Source organism: Bradyrhizobium diazoefficiens (assembly GCF_016616885.1).
Taxonomy (GTDB): Bacteria; Pseudomonadota; Alphaproteobacteria; order Rhizobiales; family Xanthobacteraceae; genus Bradyrhizobium; species Bradyrhizobium diazoefficiens_F.
Genome location: NZ_CP067102.1, coordinates 3578668 through 3597763 on the forward strand (window position 1 = coordinate 3578668; position 19096 = coordinate 3597763).

Here is a 19096-nt window from a genome sequence, read left to right on the forward strand (position 1 = left end):
AACACGATCAGACGACCGACTACCCGTGTTGCGAAGTGCCGAGCCGCGCGCTGCTCTGCGGCTGGCGCCGTATTGCCATTCGGCGGCCGGCGTTCCCGTGCGCTGAGTCTCCGGGTAAGACAGGCGTCACAGGCGTGATCGGCGCCTGCCGGGCAGGCGACGACTGGAATGCGGTTCTTGAAATCTGACAGCAGGCTCATAGGGGTCCTGCTGGTGCTGGCAATCACCCAACTCATTGGATGGGGTACGATCGGGCTTCCGGCCGTGGTCGGTCGCGACCTCGGGGCCGACCTCGGCCTGAGCCTGCCGGCGGTGTTTGCGGGCAGCTCGGTTCTCTATGTCACCATGGGCCTGTGCGCGCCTTGGCTCGCCAAGGCCTTTGCGCGGCACGGTGCGCGCAAGGTGATGATGGCGGGCACTATTGTCTCCGTGCCGGGCTACATCGTCCTGTTCTTCGCGCGCGAGCCGATGCTCTATTTCGCCGGCTGGGTCATTCTCGGCATGGGCGGCAGCGCCACGTTGTCGACCGGCGCCTATATCATGCTGAACGAGGTCGCCGGACGGGGCGCCAAGAATGCCATCGGCGGGCTGATGCTGGTGACGGGTCTCTCCAGCAGCATCTTCTGGCCGACCACGTCGTTCCTCAGCGCCTGGCTCGGCTGGCGCGGGACCTGTCTCGTCTATGCTGCGATGATGCTCGCCATCAACCTTCCGCTCTACGCATTTCTCGCGCCGCGCCGGAAAATTGCGACGGACGATGGTGGCGAGGCCGTCAAGGCCGCGCCGCCGCCCGCGATTGCAAGAAGCACCTTCGGTCTCGTCGTTTGCGTGATCACGATGAACGCCTTCGTCAATTTCGGCATCAGTGCCATCCTGATCGAGCTGCTGCGGGCTGAGGGCCTCGCACCGGCGCAGGCGCTTGCATTCGGCTCGATGCTGGGCGTGATCCAGGTCAGCGCCCGCGGCCTCGACTTCCTCGGCGGCGGCCGATGGGACGGCATTACCACGGGGCTCGTCGCCGGCACCGCGCTTCCCGTTGCCATGGTGCTGCTGATGCTGAGCGAGGGGGCGACCTGGGCGGTCGCGACCTTCATCCTGCTCTATGGCGCCGGCAGCGGTGCGATGGCGGTGGCACGGGCGACGATCCCGCTCGTGTTCTACGACCAGGCCGAATTCGCCAAGGCGATGTCGATGATCGCGCTGCCGCTCAATCTGGCCTCCGCGATCTCGCCGCCACTGCTGGCTGGCCTGCTCACCCAGTTCGGCAGCCGCGGTGCGCTTGGGCTCACCCTGGCCTTTTCCTGCGCGACGGTGCTGATCCTGATTCTGCTGGGCCGCCGACGCCCGCGATTGGCTACGGCAGCAGCCGCGACCTGAGCAATATTCACGGCGCGGAATTCTGCGTCACGGGCTACCTCTGCTGCGGGGCGGGGGATGGCCGTATGCCCGCAGCGCAGTGCTCGGGGCCCGAAAATGGTGTATCCGCAGGGAGCCCGGCCCGCGATCTCGCCGCCGCGCCAATATCCAGTTCCCCGGAGGAAATCGACATGTCGGCCTTGCCGCTCTCAGGCATCAAGATCCTTGACCTCACGCGTGTGCTTGCAGGACCCTTGTCGGCCCAGATGCTGGGCGATCTCGGCGCCGACGTGATCAAGATCGAGCGGCCCGGCACCGGCGACGACGCGCGCGCCTTCGGCCCGCCTTACCTGACCGATCCCGAGGGCAAGGCGAACAACAACAACTCGTTCTATCTGTGCGCCAACCGCAACAAGAAGTCGGTCACCGTCAACATCGCCAAGCCCGAGGGGCAGGCGATCATTCGCGAACTCGCCAAGGATGCGGACGTCTTCATGGAGAACTACAAGGTCGGCGATCTCAAGCGCTACGGCCTCGACTACGAGACGATCAAGGCGATCAATCCAAAAATCATCTATTGCTCGGTGACCGGGTTCGGCCAGACCGGCCCCTATGCGCCGCGCGCCGGCTATGACGCGATCCTGCAAGCGATGGGCGGCCTGATGAGCGTCACCGGCCATATCGACGGTGAGCCCGGCGAGGGCCCGATGAAAGTCGGGCCGTCGATCGTCGACTACATGACCGGCATGAACACGTCGATCGGGCTTTTGTCGGCGCTCTACCATCGCGACGTCAATGGCGGGCAGGGACAGCACATCGACGTTTGCCTGTTCGATACGGTGATCGCGTCGCTGTCGCATTGGCTGCAGATCTACCTCGTCAACGGCAAGATGCCGCCACGCCGCGGCACCTGGGGCAATGGCGGCATGCCGGCCGGCGTGTTCCGCTGCACCGACGGCGAGCTGATGCTGGTGGTCGGCAATGACGGCCAGTTCCAGCGCACCTGCGCCGTGCTCGGTGAGCCCGAGCTCGCCAACGACAAGCGCTTCGTCAAGAACAACGACCGCGTCGTGCACGGCAAGGAGATCATGGCGATCTTCGCCGGTCTGTTCCTGAAGAAGCCTGTGGCCTATTGGCTGGACAAGCTCGAGGAGGCCGGCGTGCCGTCCGGTCCGATCAACAATTTCGAGCAGGTGTTTTCCGATCCGCACGTCCAGTCGCGCGGCATGCGGGTGAAGGTCGACCATCCCTTCGAGCCCGATCTGTCGCTGATCCGCAACGCGCTGACCTTCTCGGAGACCCCGGTCAAGACCTACCGCGCCCCGCCGCTGCTCGGCGAGCACACGGAGGAGGTGCTCAGTGCCAAGCTCGGCTACGATGCGGGCAAGATTGACGAGCTGAAGAAGCGGGGGATCATCTAAGTTTCGGCGCGACGGTTGCGATCCCGCGGGATGTGCGCGCGATGTTCGGGTTGGCGTAAGCTCCTAAACTAGCCGACCGATCTACTGCCGGCGCACGACGTAGGAATCGAATGTCTCGCGCCATCGGACGATGTCCCGGACCTGATGAGCTGCGACTGGATCCGCAAAGAGCGATGGGCCCGGCAGGTCAGGGGCATCCCAGCCGCGCCAAGAGGCTGCTTCATAACCGTATAGCTCGGAGGCTATTCTCGCGGCATCTATGCACCCTGCGAGGAACTGCTCGTCATGGGTCGCACTGAGAAGCATGATCTCTTCGCCTATCCGATAGTCCAGCCCGGTAATCTTGCGCCAGGCTTCTGTCTGAACCTGGCGCAGGGCGGCCCCCTCGATAGGGCGCGCCTCCCGTTCTGCCGCCAAGGTTATCAGCATGCCCAAGAGTCCGATCATATACGGCTCAAGCCAGATCGAGCCGGGAATGCCGTCGAGACGTCCTCTGCTTGCCTCAACCAATGGCTGGATCGTCGCGACGGCGGCATTGCGCACACGGGCCACGTCGATCATTGCGAAAAGCCACCTCAGCATTCTGGCTTCCAGCGTTGCCATCGGGCCATCGGCGCCAACAAACGAGCGTAGCGCGGCGGAGTCAAACTGAGCTAGAGTGCCAAGGTTAGTCGACTTGGCAAGCGATTGCGAGTCGTCGGGAGTCACGCGGGGTCCAGGCCAATGACCGTGAGCAAGTTACCTCCCAAACCGAATTTCAGTGCGCTTGAGGCGACCGCGCCGGAATCTGCCGGCCATAGAACGAACGTCCTCGCGCTGATCGGCAACCTGATCTTCAATTGGTCGAACAATGAGAGCCTATTCATTTACGTCCTGATGCTCCTGCTCAGCACGGATGAAGCGTCGGCTGCGTTAGTGTTCGCCACATTGAATACGACGCGCGCACGTCTCGATTTGATTCAACGGTTGGCCAGGATCAAGATCAGAGATCCAGCTCTTGATAGAGAGTTGAACAAGCTCATCGAGCGCTTCAACGATACGACGCAAGTTCGTAACGAGCTCACGCATTGCATGTATACGGTCGACGAAAGCGGCGAAATAGTCCAGACTCAATCCATGCGCGTGGTCCAGACCCGTGCAAGCCTTGCGTTTGGAGAAACGCGACCGGTCGACGAGGCTCGTCTGAAGGCGCTTTCTGATACGGTTCGCGCGATGATCCGCATCAATCGAGATGTTTGGGAATTTCTGCCGAAGCTCGAGGCTCACCTGCAGCAATGACGGAATGGGCGATACCTCAAACGTAGTAGCCGTCCTCGTCGAAGTGCTTACCTCCTTAGCAGACGAATTCCAACCCGCGGACCAAGCCCACTACTCCGGAAAGGCATTTGAAGACCTCTACATCTTTGATGATGCTGATTGCACAGACATCAGGCGGTGTCTGTAGTCGGGAGAACCCGTCTCAACGCAGAGCAGTATCGAAAGACGTGAGGGGCCGCAGACGCAGAAGATCAGCGACCGCAAGCGTTGACGATACTCCAAACCGAAACAGGAGTATCTCATGTCCAAGAAACAGGGCCAGCTTCAAGGGCAAGCTCAGGGCCAGCTGAACTTGCAGGGACAGGGTCAAGGCCAGTTGAACCTGCAAGGTCAAGGTCAGGGCCAAGGTCAAGGTCAGGGCCAAGGTCAAGGTCAGAACGAGACGCAGACTGCCTCGCAGGCGCTTTACAGCTCCAGCGACAATTCCAGCGACAACAGCAACGACAACGGCAACTGGAATGGCAACGGCAATCTGAACGCCAACGGCAACTTCGACCACAACGACAACGACGTTCACAACAAGGTCGACAATGCGGTCAACAACAACGTCGAGAACACTGTCGATACCAAGGTCAACGTCGACGTCAAGGTCGACCTCGATCTGCATGCAACCGGCCTGAGCTCGCCGGTGATCGATATGCACGACATGAGCCACTTCAGCGATTCGTTGATCATGCCGCAGGTCGTGAACCAAACGCTGAACGGCGACGGCAACCAGTTCAACATAGATCAGGTGAACAACCTGATCAACAACGGACATGTTGAGAACGCGAACGTCACCTTCACCGGTGGCGAGACCGAGCATGGCGGCGGGTTCAGCATGGACGCCAAGGCCCTTGGCGGCGATTCCAGTGCCGACCACAGCCATGTCGGGGACGTCACCGGCACGTCGGCCAGCGGCATCACCTCTCATGCCGATGCCGCCCTGACGCAGTCTGCCTTCACGCAGACGATCACGCTGGGTGCCAACATCCAGTTCAACAGCCTGACGATGCAGGTGGCAGGGAACGACCTGCACGACACGCACGACATCGGCACACATTAGTCATCTCCACGGCCCGCGTGGCTTCAACCCGCGCGGGCCGCTCCATTTTAGCACTGATCCATATTGCGGCCATTGAGCTCGCAGAGACCCAATCTGTGAGCGGAGATCGACAATGATTCCGGGCGGCTTGACGGAAGCAATCTCCTATTTTTCCGGCTACCTTCATCTCTTCGATGACATAGCGCGCGATCGCGCGCAACTTGACGGAGGTCCCGGCGCGCGTGCCGCCGATGAGGACGATACGCCACGCCCGCCGCAGAATAGTGACCCACTCAGCTTCGACGATCTTCAGACGGCCGCCGTGGCACCTCCAGGAAACCTGCCGGATGACACCTACCAATTCCACCGAGCGCCGCAGTCACATCTTCCAAAAATTACCTTTCCTCACGAAGACGTCCCCGACGAACCTGATCGGCCGCTCTCGCCGGCGCCGCCATTCTTCGGCGGTGGTGGAGGCGGCGGCGGTGGCGGTGCCAGCTTCGAAGTTAAGGTTGTGTATCACCCCGGGGGCGAGCAAAGCGAGATCGAGGCTCATCAGGTCAACGCGCTTTTCAACGACGGCAATGACCTGATCGGGACCACCTATCCCCCGATCATGAACCACCTCATCCAGATTTCGGATCAACTGCTTGGTACGATGATCCACCAGGTCAGCGATGCCGTTCCGGAGTCCTGGAAGTTTCCGCACGACACGTCCGCGATCGTTTCGGCACTTGGCGCGATGGACCAAGGCTGGAACAACAGCCATGGTGATTCAGGCAATCCCCCGTCCGTGAAGAACGGGTACCAATTGAACGGGCAGCCCGTCACAACGGAGCCGGATGCGCTTCATCAGAATCTGTCATCGCCTCTCGACAATAAGCCCGCGGACACCGGCCACAAGCTCGGACAATGGGCCGATGTCGGAGACAATCACCTGACCAATGCCGCGCAGATCGTTGATATCGGAAGCGCCTGCAAGACAATGATCGTGCTGGGAAACGATTACACCACGAACGCGATCTTCCAGGTCAACGCCAGTGCGAACAAGGATCATGTCGAAACGAGCGGCAGCTGGGGACCCCGCGGCTCCGTCCATTTTACGCCCGACGAGTCGACCAATGCGGCCGGGTTTGTCCAGCACGCGTCGGTTTATGCCGGATCTCCGGGAGCGCCCGGCGCCACGTGGGATTTCGATGTTGTCAACGGAAATTATTACCAGGTCCATACGCTGACACAGGTCAACTACCTCTCCAACAACGATGTCGTCGAGCAGAAGAGCGCGGATACGCACTACGACGTTGTGGCTGGCGAGAACCAGCTGATGAATGTGGCTCAGCTCACGAACGGTGACTTCAAGTACGATATGATCATCGTGGGCGGATCGTACCACTCCGCCAATATGATCTATCAGTACAATATCCTGGTGAATAACGACATCATCCACTCCGTGAATAGCGCGGGTGGCACCGGCGGCTTCGGTGAGCCGTCAATCAGCCTCGGCGGAAACCACCTCATCAATGCGGCGACGATCGATACATACGGAGGTCAGAATTTCAATCCGCTCAATGGCGGCTTTCAGCAGATCGTCAACGAGATCGAGAATGGCCAGACTAGCATGGATCCATCGCTGGCATCCCTGATTCACGGCTACGGCGGAACGCTTCACGTCTTGTACGTGACGGGCGATTGCTACGATGTCAACGCAATCTGGCAAACCAATCTTCTACAGAACAGCAACTACGTTCTGCAGGACGAGTCATCGCCCACGCAAGGAAATCCGCTAGCGAATGGTACAGCGGAGCAGTCGCTCATTGCCGGTCACGATCTGGATCTCAACCTGGCGTCGATCGTCTGCGTGAAGCCCGATCAGACCTTTGTCGGTGGGCAGGTTTACTCCGACTCTGTGCTGATTCAGGCGAACATGCTCCCTCAGGGCGGATGCTCCAGTGGGCACTGGAACGATCCTCACGCGCTTGCTCCGGAGATCGTCGCATTCCTCAACGACACGAAAATCGTGGATCCGACTCCGCATCCCATCGTTCACGTGACGACCACGGTGAATCACGATGATCCGATGTCACACATGATGCACTAGCAAATGAGCGCAAGCGGAAGGGCCGCGTAATGGATAGATGGGGCATAGGAAATTCATCGGACGCAGCGCGGACGGGCGGGAATCCGCGAACGCCAAACGTCTCGAGGTTCGATCCGGGAGCCGCGCGCCATCACGCCGGCGCCGCTCTGGACGAATTGGGCGAAGTCCGGACATCACACCGTGCCGACGCGGCGGCTTCCGGCCCGGCAGCCAGCCAGCCAGCAGAGACAAGGCATCTGCAGGTCCACTCGAAAGACCCGCAGGCGAGTCCTCCGCTCGCAAAAGGGGACGGATCGGGCGCGGCAGTCATTGCTAGGGCCGAGAAACAAGAGGTATCACATCAAGGCGGATCGAACGGCGGTGGAACCAGGAGCGGCGGAGGCGGTGGCGGCGGCGGATGGTCGCCATTACAGAAAGCCACGGGGGGCGACGAATACCGCGATACTCTCTCCAAGGGTCTCGCGTCGATCAAACGCAATTTTCTGACGATTGGAATCTTCTCGTTTGTCGTCAACCTGCTGGCGCTGTCGATTCCGATCTACCTCTTCAACATGTCCGATCGCGTTCTGACCAGCCGGAGCGTCGACACGCTGATCATGCTCACGACGATCGTTATATTTGCGATCGCAGCACATGTGCTCATGGATATGATGCGTCGTTTCATTCTCATGCGGGTTGCCGTTGATACAGAGGTGCGGCTTGGCGGTCCTGTGCTGAGTGCGGCGGCGAAGGCGGCACAGAGCGGATCAAGCCGCGAATTCCAGACGCTTGCCGACCTCCAGCAGCTTCGATCCTTCATGACCGGACCGGTCTTGCTGACAATGTTCGATGCGCCGATTGCGCCCGTCTATTTGATCGTCGTGTTCCTCATTCACCCGCAGCTTGGATTGATCGTCACGGCGGCTGGTCTTGGCCTGACCGGGCTCGCCTTGCTGAACCAGCATGTCACCGCCGATCCGTTTACCCGAGCCAGCGTCTTCGTCACCCGTGCCAACCTTCAGGCCGAAGCCATGGCGCGTAATGCGCAGGTCATAAACGCCATGGGCATGATTCCTGAGGGCGTTCGAGTGTGGGGCCAAGAGACTGTGGAGTCCCTCAAAGCACAGGTGATCGCTCAGGATCGCAACGTCCTTATGACCGGCCTCTCCAAGTTCCTGAGGTTGGGGACGCAGATCGCAATCCTCGGTTGGGGTGCGATCCTCGCGCTCGAGTCGCACCTCACGGGCGGCATGATCATTGCCGCCTCCATTGTGTCCAGCCGGGCGCTTGCCCCGCTTGAAGGCACGATCGAGGGATGGCGGAGCTACGTTCATGCGCGGTCCGCTTATCAGCGCATCAAGACGCTTCTGCAAAACACTCCGCTCAACCTCCGTCGGCTGCGGTTGCCGAGACCGGAAGGGCGTCTCAGCGTCGAGCGAATTCTCTACGTCCCGCCGCCGACGAAGAAGGTGATCCTGAACGGCGTGAGCTTCGCGCTCGATCCCGGCGAATCCTTGGCGATCGTCGGCCCGTCCGGCACCGGCAAGACCATGCTTGCAAGGATGCTCGTCGGCTCCATCATCCCTACCGCCGGCAACGTGAGGCTCGACCTGATGGATCTGCGCAACTGGGATCCTCGCCAATTTGGCGAATGCGTCGGCTATCTGCCCCAGGACGTTCAGCTCTTTCCGGCGTCTATCAAGGCCAATATTGCGCGTATGCGGGACGATGCGCGCGACGCGGACATTTTCGATGCTGCGGAAACCGCTGACGTGCACGAGATGATTGCCGAGTTCCCTCAAGGATACGAAACCGTCATCGGCATGGATGGCAGCCCCTTGTCGGGAGGCCAGCGGCAGCGGATCGGACTGGCTCGCGCGTTCTACGGTAGCCCGCGCCTCGTCGTGCTGGACGAACCAAACGCCAATCTCGATACGAGTGGAGAGCTCGCGCTGGCCAAGGCGCTGACCCGAGCCAAGCAGAAGGGCACAACCATCGTCGCGGTCACGCAGCGCCCCGCGCTGCTGCAGAGCGTCGACAAGATCTTGATCCTGCAGAATGGATCAGTGCAGGCGTTCGGGGCGCGAGATGAAATGATCCATCTCCTTTCCGGCCGCAAGCCGCCGAACGGGAGCGGGCCATCTCCTGGCGGGCCGCCGATCCTCAGTGCGTGAAGCGCGTATGGTTTATCCAGGGGCTTATCCATGAAGTTTCTTATTGACGCAGTCAGGCGAAGAGGGGTCGAGGCACGGCCATCCTGGGATGCGGATCTTCCGCGCTCGACGAAGGCAGCCACACTCGGTGGGCTCATGATCATCGCGTCCACCGTCATGGGCTTTGGCGTGTGGGGCAGCACGGCCCCGATCGCCGGAGCGGTGGTTGCTTCAGGCGTGTTCGTCGCCACGGGTGAAAACAAGACGATCCAACATCTTGAGGGAGGCGTCATCCGGAAGATTGCCGTGCGGGAAGGAAACGTTGTGAAGGCCGGCCAGACATTGGTCGAGCTGGATCCGACAACGCCAAAGGCTGAACTGCGACGGCTGCAGATCCGACAGAGCCGCCTGGTCGCGGAGGACATTCGCCTGCAGGCCGAAATTCAGGAGCAGGACGCAGTCAGTTTTCCGGACGACTTGACTGAAAAGGCGAGCGATCCGGAAATACTGGAGATTCTGAATACTCAACGAATGACGCTTGTTGCCCGCCGCAACAATTTGAAGAGCGATATCGCCGCCGTCGAGGCGAGCATCAAGGCGATCGAAGAGCGCATCGAAGGTTCGAAAGTGCAGCTCGACAGCGTCCAACGTCAGATGCGCCTCCTCGATGAGGACATCGACACGAAGCTGCACCTTCTCCAATCCGGTCTGGTGAAGAAGCCGGATGTCTTGCTGTTGCAACGGACTAAAGCGAGCCTCGAAGGCGAAGTCGGGCGGATCATGGCGGACATTGGTGACGCCAAGGAGCGCATCGCCCGTTCCCAGGAGCAAATCACCGGACTGAGAAGGGACGCGGTGAAGAAGGCGGTCGATCAGTTGCGCGACGTCCGTGGCGAGCTCGCAGACGTCAACGAGCGGGTTCATAGTGCCCAGGCGATGCTCGATCGAGTCAACATCGTGGCTCCGGTCGAAGGTATCGTTGTCAAAATGCGGTATCACACCGAAGGGGGGGTCGTAGAGCCTGGCAAGCCGATCATGGAGATCCTGCCGCTCAACGCCGAACTCATCATCGAGGCGCGGGTGAGACCTCAGGATATCGATAGCGTGAGGCAAGGGCAGCATGCGATGGTACGACTTACCGCGCTCAGCCAGCGCGTCACACCGATGATCCGCGGCGATGTCATCTATCTTTCGGCGGATTCCTTGCCCGATGAGCACAAGTCCATGCAAGTCGGGCCGACAGACGTCTACGTCGTTAGGGTCCGCTTGGATGCGGCAGAGGCTGCGACCCTGCCGAATTTTAGCCCGACGCCCGGAATGCCGGCTGAGGTCTTCATCAAGTCCTCGGAGCGGACCTTCCTCCAGTACATCGCCAAGCCGCTTGAGGACAGCATGACACGAGCTTTCCGGGAGCGGTAGTAATCGCTGGTCACCATCCCTGGAACACGCACGTTGCCGCGCAAACACGCCTGCAATGAGTCATGTGTGGACGGCTGCTTGGTGCGTCGTGCCCGGTTGCGAAGAGCTGACTGATTTGTTCGTCTGAGAGCTCGATCTGCCATGGCTGGCCTTTGACTATAGTCCCGCTGCGCGCGCCACACGCATTTTGCAGCCTCGCGAAAGTCGGACGGGCGGCCACCGAACTGGCGGCGGAAGGTGCGGTTGAAATAGGAGATGTCGCTAAAGCCGCTTTCGTGGGCGATCTGTGCGATGTTGAGATGGGCAAAATGCTGGTCGACCAGCATGCGATGGGCCTTCGCCAGCCGCTCGGCCAGCACGTAGGTCGAGAATGATGACCCATCCTGTTCGAACAGTTTGCGCACATAACGCGGCGAGATGCCGTGACGGATGGCGATGGCTTCGGTGGACAGCTCGCTATCCCCGAGCGCCTGGAGAATGTCCGACTTGATCGCGGTCAGCCGTGCGGCGGTGCCGCCGCGCATGCGGGCGAGCTCGGCATAGTCGCCATGAGCGCCGAGCGCGAGCGCGGCGAGGTCGAGCATATGCTCGGAGACGCTGCGCGCGATCGCCGGATCGGTCACCGAGGTGTCGGCGACGACGTCCGCGTAGCGGTTCAGAAGATGCAGTGCGGTGTTGGAACTCGGAATCGGGCGGCCGAACGCTTGCGTATAGTGCGGAGCGCGGCGCGCGATCGCTGGCAGTGGCAGCAGCAGGGTGACGAAGCTGCCCTCCGTCAGCATGGTGCTGGTTGAAGCATCGAGCGGGGCAATCACGCTGGCGCTGCCGACGCCCGCGATCAGCTCCTTGCCGAACTGGGTGGCGCTGGCGCGGCCCGCGCGCAGCACGCTGACGACGATGAAGTCCTTGGCCCGCGCCGCAAGCTCCCTGGAAGCGCGGTAATGCGCTGGCGAGCGTGAGCCGGCGGCGATGCTGATGCCGGCGAGCTGGCTGAAGATCACCTCTGCATGGAACGGGGTGTCTCCGATCGGCTCGATGTCGACGGCGGCGAGGCCGCGCCCGTAGACCTCGCGCCACATCTGAAGCCGCCTGGCTTCCGGAAAAGCGTCCGTAGAGATTCGTGCGCGCTGAAGCGATCCCGTGTCCTGCATTGGCCCCCGCCAGAAAACATCGTCTCGAACTCTATGACGCGCCGTCACGCCATTGCGTTCGAAACCGTTCCGTCCACGACAATATTATCCGCGCGATTGTGGCGCCGATGCCACACGGTGTTCGCTGCGCCGCAGCCGGAGGTGGCATGATGTGGATGCCGTCCGCTAACCTGGCCTAGCTGCATGAGTTCATCGCTGCGCATCACCTGGTGACGGAAGCATGATGATCTCGTGGCCTTACGCGGGGCTTGCGCGCAATCCCCAGATAAACCCGGTCCGTACTCGCACAGGCTTCCACTTCGCGCGCGACTCTGATTCGATCCCTCCACTGACTTCGGGAGGGAAATGCATGTCCTACACCATCGGGTTCCAGGCGAAGGATCAGAAGGCAATTCTGGCGACTGAGGCGGCGACGGCCAACCAGGCTGTCGCGATCATTGCTGCGCTGCGGCAAAGCGCCGAAGAGATCAAGTTCATCCGCTCGCCGCAGGAAGGCGACATGGGCATCGAGATGCTGCTGCTGCTCGCCAAGGAAGAGGCCGAGGAGATGCCGCAGCGGGCCTAGCCCGCGCCAGGCGATCACACTTCGGTCAGATGCGAAACATGCCGGCTGCAATATAGTGTAGGCAGGCACCAGTCTCGCTTGAACCGAAGGTGGTGGCCCATGAAACGCGAAGCGCTCCGCGTCGAACCAATTTCGTCCTTTCTCGACCGCGTGAAGGCGCCGGCCTCGCCGGTCACGCGCGCCGGCAACATGATTTTCGTTTCGGGGCTGCCGCCATTCGACCCTCAGACGGGCGAGATCGGGGGGATGCCAATCGAGCGGCAGAGCGAGATCATCATGGAGCAGATGAAGCTCTGCCTGGAGACAGCGGGCGCGTCGCTGGACAACGTCATGAAGTGCAATGTCTATTGCACCTCGACCAAACACTTCGCCGCGTTCAATGCGGTCTATGCGCGCTATTTCCCGGTCGACCCGCCAGCGCGCATCTTCGTCTGCACGCCGGAATGGTTCGGCCCCTTCGACGTCGAGATCGACTGCATCGCGATGATGTGAGGCGCTAACGCGCCACCGCGCGCGCCTTTGTCTCCGTCCGTCCCGCCGTCAGCGCCATCGTCGCGACGTTGACGACGCGCGCGACCACGTCCTCGACGTCGTCGAGATCGCACTGGCCTTCCGACAGTTTTGTCAGTCGCTCGCTCTCGCGGATGGTGTGGTGCGCCATCGCCAGCGCAAAATTCAGGCCCCAATAGATATCGACCTCGCTGCGGTCGGGCAGGGACCTTCGCATCGCGCCGGCAAATTTCCTGAGATGGTCGATCTCGCGGTTCTTGATGCGGCGGATCGGCGGCACGGACTCGATCGAGGCGCGGATCATGAAGCGCGCCGCGGTGGAGCGCTGGTTCTCCGGTCCCAGGCAGCCGCGCAGAGGCGGGCCGACCAGCGCATGCAAGATCGCGTCAATCGGTGCACGGCCGCCGCCTTGCTCCTCGGCGGCCTTCAACTGGCGCAAGCGTTCGCGATTGGTCGCGATCGAGCGGGTGACAAATAATTCCGCGATCAGCTCGTCCTTCGAGCCGAAATGATAGTTGACCGCGGCCAGATTGACGTTGGCCTCCGCGACGATGTCGCGCAGCGTGACGTCGCCAAAACCGCGATCGGCGTAGAGCCGTTCGGCGGCGGCGAGAATGGCAGACCTCGTATGATCGCTGGCCATGGATGCCCTCAGGGAGGGAGTTGCAATTCAAACACTTGTATGAAACTATCGTTTGAAGGCCGGTAAATGTCAATCCGCATGATGGAATTGCGCCAAGATCCACGCAGCGCCGGTTCCACGCCCCGTCAACCGCCGAATGGCGCTTGCGGGCCGCACATTGCGGGAGGACAGTCCGGCGCAAAACAGGCTTTCAAAAGCGAGACCGAGGAGCGTCCCATGGATTTCGATCTGTCCCCCAAGCAGAAGGAATGGCTCGACCGCGTGCAGTCCTTCATGACCAAGCACGTGCGTCCGGCGGTGCCGATCTACAACGAGCAGGATCACAGCGGCGAGCGCTGGAAGGTGATCCCGGTGCTGGAGGACCTCAAGAAGAAGGCGAAGGCCGAAGGCCTCTGGAACATGTTCATGCCGCCGAACGAGCATGAGGACGACGAATTCCGTGGCGCGGGATTGACCAATCTCGAATACGCGCTGCTGTCGGAGCAGATGGGCCACATCTCCTGGGCCTCGGAAGTGTTCAACTGCTCCGCGCCCGACACAGGCAACATGGAAGTGTTCATGCGCTACGGCTCCAAGGAGCAGAAGCGCAAATGGCTGCGTCCGCTGATGGACGGCGAGATCCGCTCCGCCTTCCTGATGACGGAGCCGGCGGTGGCCTCGTCGGATGCGACCAACATCGAGACCAGCATCAAGCGCGACGGCGATCACTACGTCATCAACGGCCGCAAATGGTGGTCGTCCGGCGTCGGCGATCCCCGCTGCAAGATCGCGATCCTGATGGGCAAGACCGATTTCAACGCGGCCAAGCACCAGCAGCAGTCGCAGATCCTGGTTCCGCTCGACACTCCCGGCATCAAGGTCGAGAAGATGCTCCCCGTGTTCGGCTTCGACGACGCGCCGCATGGCCACGCCCAAGTGCTGCTCGAGAACGTGCGCGTGCCGAAGGATAACATCCTGCTCGGCGAGGGCCGCGGCTTCGAGATCGCGCAGGGCCGCCTCGGACCTGGCCGTATTCACCACTGCATGCGCACCATCGGCAAGGCCGAGGAAGCGCTGGAGAAGATGGTGAAGCGGCTGATGTCGCGCACCGCCTTCGGCAAGAAGATCGTCGAGCACAGTGTGTGGGAGCAGCGCATCGGCGAGGCCCGCACCAACATCGAGATGACGCGGCTGCTCTGCCTCAAGGCCGCCGACATGATGGACAAGGTTGGCAACAAGACCGCGCAGGCCGAGATCGCCATGATCAAGGTTGCTGCTCCGAACATGGCGCTGAAGATCATCGACGAGGCGATCCAGGCCTTTGGTGGCGCGGGCGTCTCCGACGAAGCCGGCCTTGCCAAGGACTACGCCGGCATCCGCACGCTGCGGCTCGCCGACGGTCCGGACGAGGTGCACAACCGCGCCATTGCAAGGCTCGAAGTTCGGAAGTATGCCAATTCTCCCAAGCATTAAGAACGGGGAGGGCTTCGTGGCGCTCCCTTCAAGAAATTCAAGGGAGCGTCACCGTGGCTGACGGCGTCAGGAAAGACGAAGAGTTCTCGGGCACCAAGCCGGTCGAGGAGCGTCATCGTATCGACGAGATGCGGCTCGAGGCTTGGATGCGCGACAACGTCGAAGGCTATGAAGGCCCGCTGGTCGTCCTCCAGTTCAAGGGCGGCCAGTCCAATCCGACTTACCGGCTCAACACGCCGAACCGCTCCTACGTGATGCGCAGGAAGCCGTTCGGCAAATTGCTGCCTTCGGCGCATGCGGTCGATCGCGAATACCGCGTCATCGCGGCCCTTGGAAAGCAGGGTTTTCCGGTCGCGCACGCCTATGCGCTGTGCCAGGACGACAGCATCATCGGCGCTGCCTTCTACATCATGTCGATGGAAGACGGTCGCGTGTTCTGGGATCCGACGCTGCCGAGCCAGGATGCCGATGCGCGCCGAAAAATCTTCACCAGCAAGATCGAGACGCTGGCGAAACTTCATATGTACGATCCCGTCGCGATCGGCCTTGGCGATTTCGGCAAGCCCGGCAATTATTTCGCGCGCCAGATCGATCGCTGGACCAAGCAGTATCGCGCCTCTGAGACGCAACACATTCCGGAGTTCGAGAAGGTTGCCGAGTGGCTGCCCAGGACCCTGCCGGAGCAGGCACGCGTCTCGATCGTCCATGGCGACTACCGCCTCGACAACATGATTTTCCACCCGACGGAACCGCGCGTGCAGGCCGTGCTCGACTGGGAGCTGTCGACGCTCGGCGATCCCATGGCCGACTTCACCTATCTGTTGATGCAGTGGGTCATGCCGGGCCTGCACGGCGCCGACCTCAAGGCGCTCAACATCCCGAGCGTGGAAGAGGCCGCACAGATCTATTGCAACGTCACCAGGATGACGGTGCCGGATCTCAACTGGTATTTCGCCTACAATTTGTTCCGGCTCGCCGGCATCACCCAAGGCATCGCCGGCCGCGTCCGCGACGGCACCGCCGCCAACGCCAAGGCGCTCGAATCCGCCAAGCGCACCCTGCCGTTGTCAAAGGCGTCGTGGGAATATGCGCAGAAGGCAGGTGCGGTGTAGGAAGAGCGAAGGCGCGGCTGATGGCCGCGCTTGTGATTTGTGACGCAGAGGCTGCCAAGAGATGCAGGACAACGACCTCTCCAACGACCCCCGCTGGCGCCGGATGTGGGAGCGTCCCTGGCGCTGTGAGTCCTGCCGGGGCGAGCACAAGGGCGTCTTCGATCTCGCCTGCGACAATCCCGAGCAATGGCCGGGAAAGGTGCAGTGCGCGCCGAACAGCGCGCTCGATCTCAATGGCGACTTCCTCTCCGAGGATTTCTGCGTGCTCCGCGGCGAGCATTTCTTCGTGCGCGCGGTGCTCGTACTGCCGATTATTGGCGGCGACGGCAGGTGCTTCGGCTTCGGCGTGTGGGCAACGCTGTCGCGCCCGAATTTCGAGCGCTATGTCGAGAGCTTCGACAGCGGCGAGCAAGCGGAACTCGGACCGTGGTTCGGCTGGTTCTCAAACCGGCTCGCAGGTTATCCCGACACCCTCAATCTCAAATGCCGGCTGCATTTTCAGAACGATCGCCAACGTCCGAAAGTCGAGCTGGAGCCGACCGAGCATCCGCTGGCGTTGGAGCAGCAGCGTGGAATGACCTTCGACAGGTTGCTCGAAATCTACGCCCTCTACGGCCATGACATCAGGCGGGCATTGTCGGATTGATCGCTCCTCTCGCACGCCTGTATAAGTCGCTGGCGCGAAGCCAAGGGAGCCAGCCACATGATCGATCATGCCACCCTCATCACCTATGTCCTTATCGTGCTCGGCTTCGTTTTCATTCCAGGCCCGGCGACTCTGCTCACCATGGCGCGGGCGGCAAGTTCGGGAACGCGGGTCGGCATCGCAACGGGCGCAGGAATTGCCGTAGGCGACATCATCCACACCAGCATGGCGATCGTCGGCTTGTCGGCGATCATCGCCACGTCGGCGCTGCTGTTCAGCATCGTCAAATATGCCGGCGCCGGCTTCCTGATCTATCTCGGCATTCGCGCCATGCTCGACAAGGCGCCGATCGTGTTGAACGGCGCGCCTGCGATCAGTGCGGGCCGCGCCTTCCGGCAGGCTGTGCTGACCGAGGTGCTCAATCCCAAAACTGCGTTGTTCTTCCTGGCCTTCCTGCCGCAATTCGTGCGGCCGGAGCACGGTTCGGTCGCATTTCAGCTTGCGACTCTCGGCGTCGTCTTCGTGATGCTCGGCCTGCTCAGCACCGTTGTATTCGCCGTCGGCGCCGGCCGTCTCGGCAATCTCCTGCGCCGCCATCCGGCTGTTGTGAAGTGGCAGGGCAAGGTAGTTGGGACCATCTACTGCGCCGTCGGTGTGCGACTGGCTCTGCAGGAGCGATGAGGCGCCGCGTGCTTCCGTTGCCGCAGATGAGCGAAGCGATATCCGGGGCAGGTGGTCCCGCATGTCGCTTCGCTCATGCTGGCTACGCGAGCTCTCGTAGGATGGGCAAAAGCGCGCAGCGCTGTGCCCACCACCCTTCCTCAACGACGAATGGGGGTGGGCACGCTTCGCTTTGCCCACCCTACGGCAGCGTCGCCTACGCCGCCGCCTCCGCGCAATGCGCGATCAGCTTCTCCACGAACCCCGCACACTTTTCCAGTTCCACGATCGCCACGAACTCATCCGGCGTATGGGCCTGCGCGATCGCGCCGGGGCCGATCACGACCGAGGGGATGTCGGCCATGCTGGCGAACAGGCTTGCCTCAGTGCCGAAGGCGACCTTGGCGTGATCGTTGCGCCCGGCTAGCTGCTTGGCCAACGTGACGATCGCCGCGTCGGCCTTGGTGTCGAGGGCGGGGTAATCGAGGATCTCCTCGAAATCGATGCTGCATTCCGGGCACTTCGTTTTCATCGCGGGCTCCAGCTCGGCCTTGGCCCATGCGACGATCGCATCCGTCACCTCCCGCGACTCCGTGATGCCGATGCCGCGGCATTCGAAATCCACCGTGCAGGTATCGGGCACGATGTTGAGCGCCGCACCGCCATGCACGATGCTGGTCAGCAGCGTCGAGTGCGGGACATCGTAGAGACTGCCGCGCTCGGCTTCGCCTGCGAGCTTCACCGCGCGGCGGCGGATCTCGGTGATCAACTCGGCGGCGTATTCGATGGCGTTGACGCCGTCGGGCGCTATCGAGGAGTGGCGGGCGAGGCCGTGGAACGTCGCGCGCACGCCGTGCTTGCCCTTATGGCCGATGATGACCTTCATCTCGGTCGGCTCGCCGATGAAGGCGCCGAGCGGTCTCACCTTCTTCTTCGCGACATCGGCGAGCATCGGCCGCACGCCGACGCAGCCGATCTCCTCGTCATAGGAGATCGCAAGATGGATCGGTGTCGAAAGCTTCGCCTCCAGCATCTCCGGCACCATGGCCAGGCACACCGCGACAAAGCCCTTCATGTCGGTGGTGCCGCGCCCATAGAGCTTGCCGTCGCGCTCGATGAGCTTGAACGGATCATGGCTCCAGTCCTGGCCCACCACCGGTACGACGTCGGTATGGCCCGACAGCACGAAGCCCGGCCGATCCTCTGGCCCGATCGTGACCCAGAGCGAAGCCTTCTGCCCTGTTACGTCGGTGATCCGCTCGCCCTTGATGCCGAAGGCTGCGAGATAGTTTTCGATATGTGCAATCAAGGGGAGGTTGGTGCGGTCGCTGATGGTGTCGAAGCCGACGAGGTCGGCGAGCAGCTTGCGGATACGGTCAGATCTTTGGCTTGGCATTGTCTCGTTCATGAGATGGAGGACGGCTCTGCGGGGCCTGCATGAACCATACCAACGAAGGAGCCGGTCGGGCAAATCAACATCTTGCGGTGCCTGTCGGGCAAAACACCCAAGCCGCCGGTCAATCCGCGCCGTGAAAAAGATTCCACTTTACCGAAATTCGGAAACGGCGTATGTTTCGCTCACTCCGACCC

General features: G+C 61.7%; 16 protein-coding genes and 1 pseudogene. 13 read left to right on the top strand and 4 right to left on the bottom strand.

Annotated elements, in window-relative coordinates:
• Positions 1 to 168 precede the first annotated feature (168 nt).
• Both JJC00_RS16405 and JJC00_RS16410 read left to right on the top strand, forming a co-directional pair.
• Positions 169 to 1377, top strand: coding sequence for an MFS transporter (locus JJC00_RS16405; protein ID WP_200473555.1), 1209 nt, complete (start codon positions 169 to 171; stop codon positions 1375 to 1377).
• A gap of 170 nt (positions 1378 to 1547) precedes the next feature.
• Complete coding sequence (locus tag JJC00_RS16410; RefSeq protein ID WP_200473556.1) at positions 1548 to 2777, top strand: CaiB/BaiF CoA transferase family protein; 1230 nt, start codon at positions 1548 to 1550, stop codon at positions 2775 to 2777.
• Between the two features lie 81 nt (positions 2778 to 2858).
• Here JJC00_RS16410 and JJC00_RS16415 read toward each other — a convergent pair whose 3' ends face one another.
• Entirely contained in the window at positions 2859 to 3380 is a 522-nt protein-coding gene (locus JJC00_RS16415) for a hypothetical protein (RefSeq protein WP_200473557.1), read from the bottom strand.
• Positions 3381 to 3500: 120 nt separating this feature from the next.
• Between JJC00_RS16415 and JJC00_RS16420 the strand changes: the two genes are divergently transcribed.
• From JJC00_RS16420 to JJC00_RS38140, 5 genes are all read left to right on the top strand, one after another.
• Entirely contained in the window at positions 3501 to 4055 is a 555-nt protein-coding gene (locus tag JJC00_RS16420; RefSeq protein ID WP_200473558.1) for a hypothetical protein, read from the top strand.
• A 280-nt stretch (positions 4056 to 4335) separates the two neighbouring features.
• Positions 4336 to 5139 (top strand): hypothetical protein, encoded by an 804-nt coding sequence (locus JJC00_RS16425; RefSeq protein WP_200473559.1) that lies wholly within the window; start codon positions 4336 to 4338, stop codon positions 5137 to 5139.
• A 112-nt stretch (positions 5140 to 5251) separates the two neighbouring features.
• Positions 5252 to 7216 (top strand): hypothetical protein, encoded by a 1965-nt coding sequence (locus tag JJC00_RS16430; RefSeq protein WP_200473560.1) that lies wholly within the window; start codon positions 5252 to 5254, stop codon positions 7214 to 7216.
• 29 nt (positions 7217 to 7245) lie between these two features.
• The gene (locus tag JJC00_RS16435; protein WP_200473561.1) at positions 7246 to 9369 is read left to right on the top strand and encodes a type I secretion system permease/ATPase; all 2124 of its coding nucleotides are present in this window, start codon (positions 7246 to 7248) and stop codon (positions 9367 to 9369) included.
• Positions 9370 to 9504: 135 nt separating this feature from the next.
• Positions 9505 to 10767 carry an HlyD family type I secretion periplasmic adaptor subunit gene (locus tag JJC00_RS38140; protein ID WP_246774234.1) on the top strand — a complete coding sequence of 421 codons (1263 nt, stop codon included), beginning with the start codon at positions 9505 to 9507 and terminating at the stop codon, positions 10765 to 10767.
• Between the two features lie 242 nt (positions 10768 to 11009).
• Here the strand turns inward: JJC00_RS38140 and JJC00_RS16440 are convergent.
• Positions 11010 to 11918 (bottom strand): annotated as a pseudogene (locus JJC00_RS16440) (AraC family transcriptional regulator); the annotation flags it as partial.
• A 349-nt stretch (positions 11919 to 12267) separates the two neighbouring features.
• Here JJC00_RS16440 and JJC00_RS16445 point away from each other — a divergent pair.
• A complete protein-coding gene (locus tag JJC00_RS16445) occupies positions 12268 to 12483 on the top strand; it encodes a hypothetical protein (RefSeq protein ID WP_148778652.1) in 216 nt (71 codons plus the stop codon).
• 99 nt (positions 12484 to 12582) lie between these two features.
• Complete coding sequence (locus tag JJC00_RS16450) at positions 12583 to 12975, top strand: RidA family protein (protein ID WP_200473563.1); 393 nt, start codon at positions 12583 to 12585, stop codon at positions 12973 to 12975.
• 4 nt (positions 12976 to 12979) lie between these two features.
• Here the strand turns inward: JJC00_RS16450 and JJC00_RS16455 are convergent, their stop codons facing one another.
• Positions 12980 to 13636, bottom strand: a complete 657-nt coding sequence (locus tag JJC00_RS16455; RefSeq protein ID WP_200473564.1) for a TetR/AcrR family transcriptional regulator — start codon at positions 13634 to 13636, stop codon at positions 12980 to 12982.
• 216 nt (positions 13637 to 13852) lie between these two features.
• On the opposite strand from JJC00_RS16455, the gene JJC00_RS16460 reads away from it, so the two are divergent.
• The 4 genes from JJC00_RS16460 (at position 13853) to JJC00_RS16475 (ending at position 17527) form a co-directional block, all read left to right on the top strand.
• Complete coding sequence (locus JJC00_RS16460; protein WP_200473565.1) at positions 13853 to 15088, top strand: acyl-CoA dehydrogenase family protein; 1236 nt, start codon at positions 13853 to 13855, stop codon at positions 15086 to 15088.
• A 53-nt stretch (positions 15089 to 15141) separates the two neighbouring features.
• Positions 15142 to 16200: a phosphotransferase family protein gene (locus JJC00_RS16465; protein WP_200473566.1), complete on the top strand. Its 1059-nt coding sequence runs from the start codon at positions 15142 to 15144 to the stop codon at positions 16198 to 16200.
• A 61-nt stretch (positions 16201 to 16261) separates the two neighbouring features.
• Positions 16262 to 16846, top strand: coding sequence for a DUF2199 domain-containing protein (locus JJC00_RS16470; RefSeq protein WP_200473567.1), 585 nt, complete (start codon positions 16262 to 16264; stop codon positions 16844 to 16846).
• A gap of 57 nt (positions 16847 to 16903) precedes the next feature.
• Positions 16904 to 17527 (top strand): LysE family translocator, encoded by a 624-nt coding sequence (locus tag JJC00_RS16475; RefSeq protein ID WP_200473568.1) that lies wholly within the window; start codon positions 16904 to 16906, stop codon positions 17525 to 17527.
• A gap of 196 nt (positions 17528 to 17723) precedes the next feature.
• Here JJC00_RS16475 and argE read toward each other — a convergent pair whose 3' ends face one another.
• The gene (gene argE, locus JJC00_RS16480; protein WP_200473569.1) at positions 17724 to 18902 is read right to left on the bottom strand and encodes an acetylornithine deacetylase; all 1179 of its coding nucleotides are present in this window, start codon (positions 18900 to 18902) and stop codon (positions 17724 to 17726) included.
• Positions 18903 to 19096 lie beyond the last annotated feature (194 nt).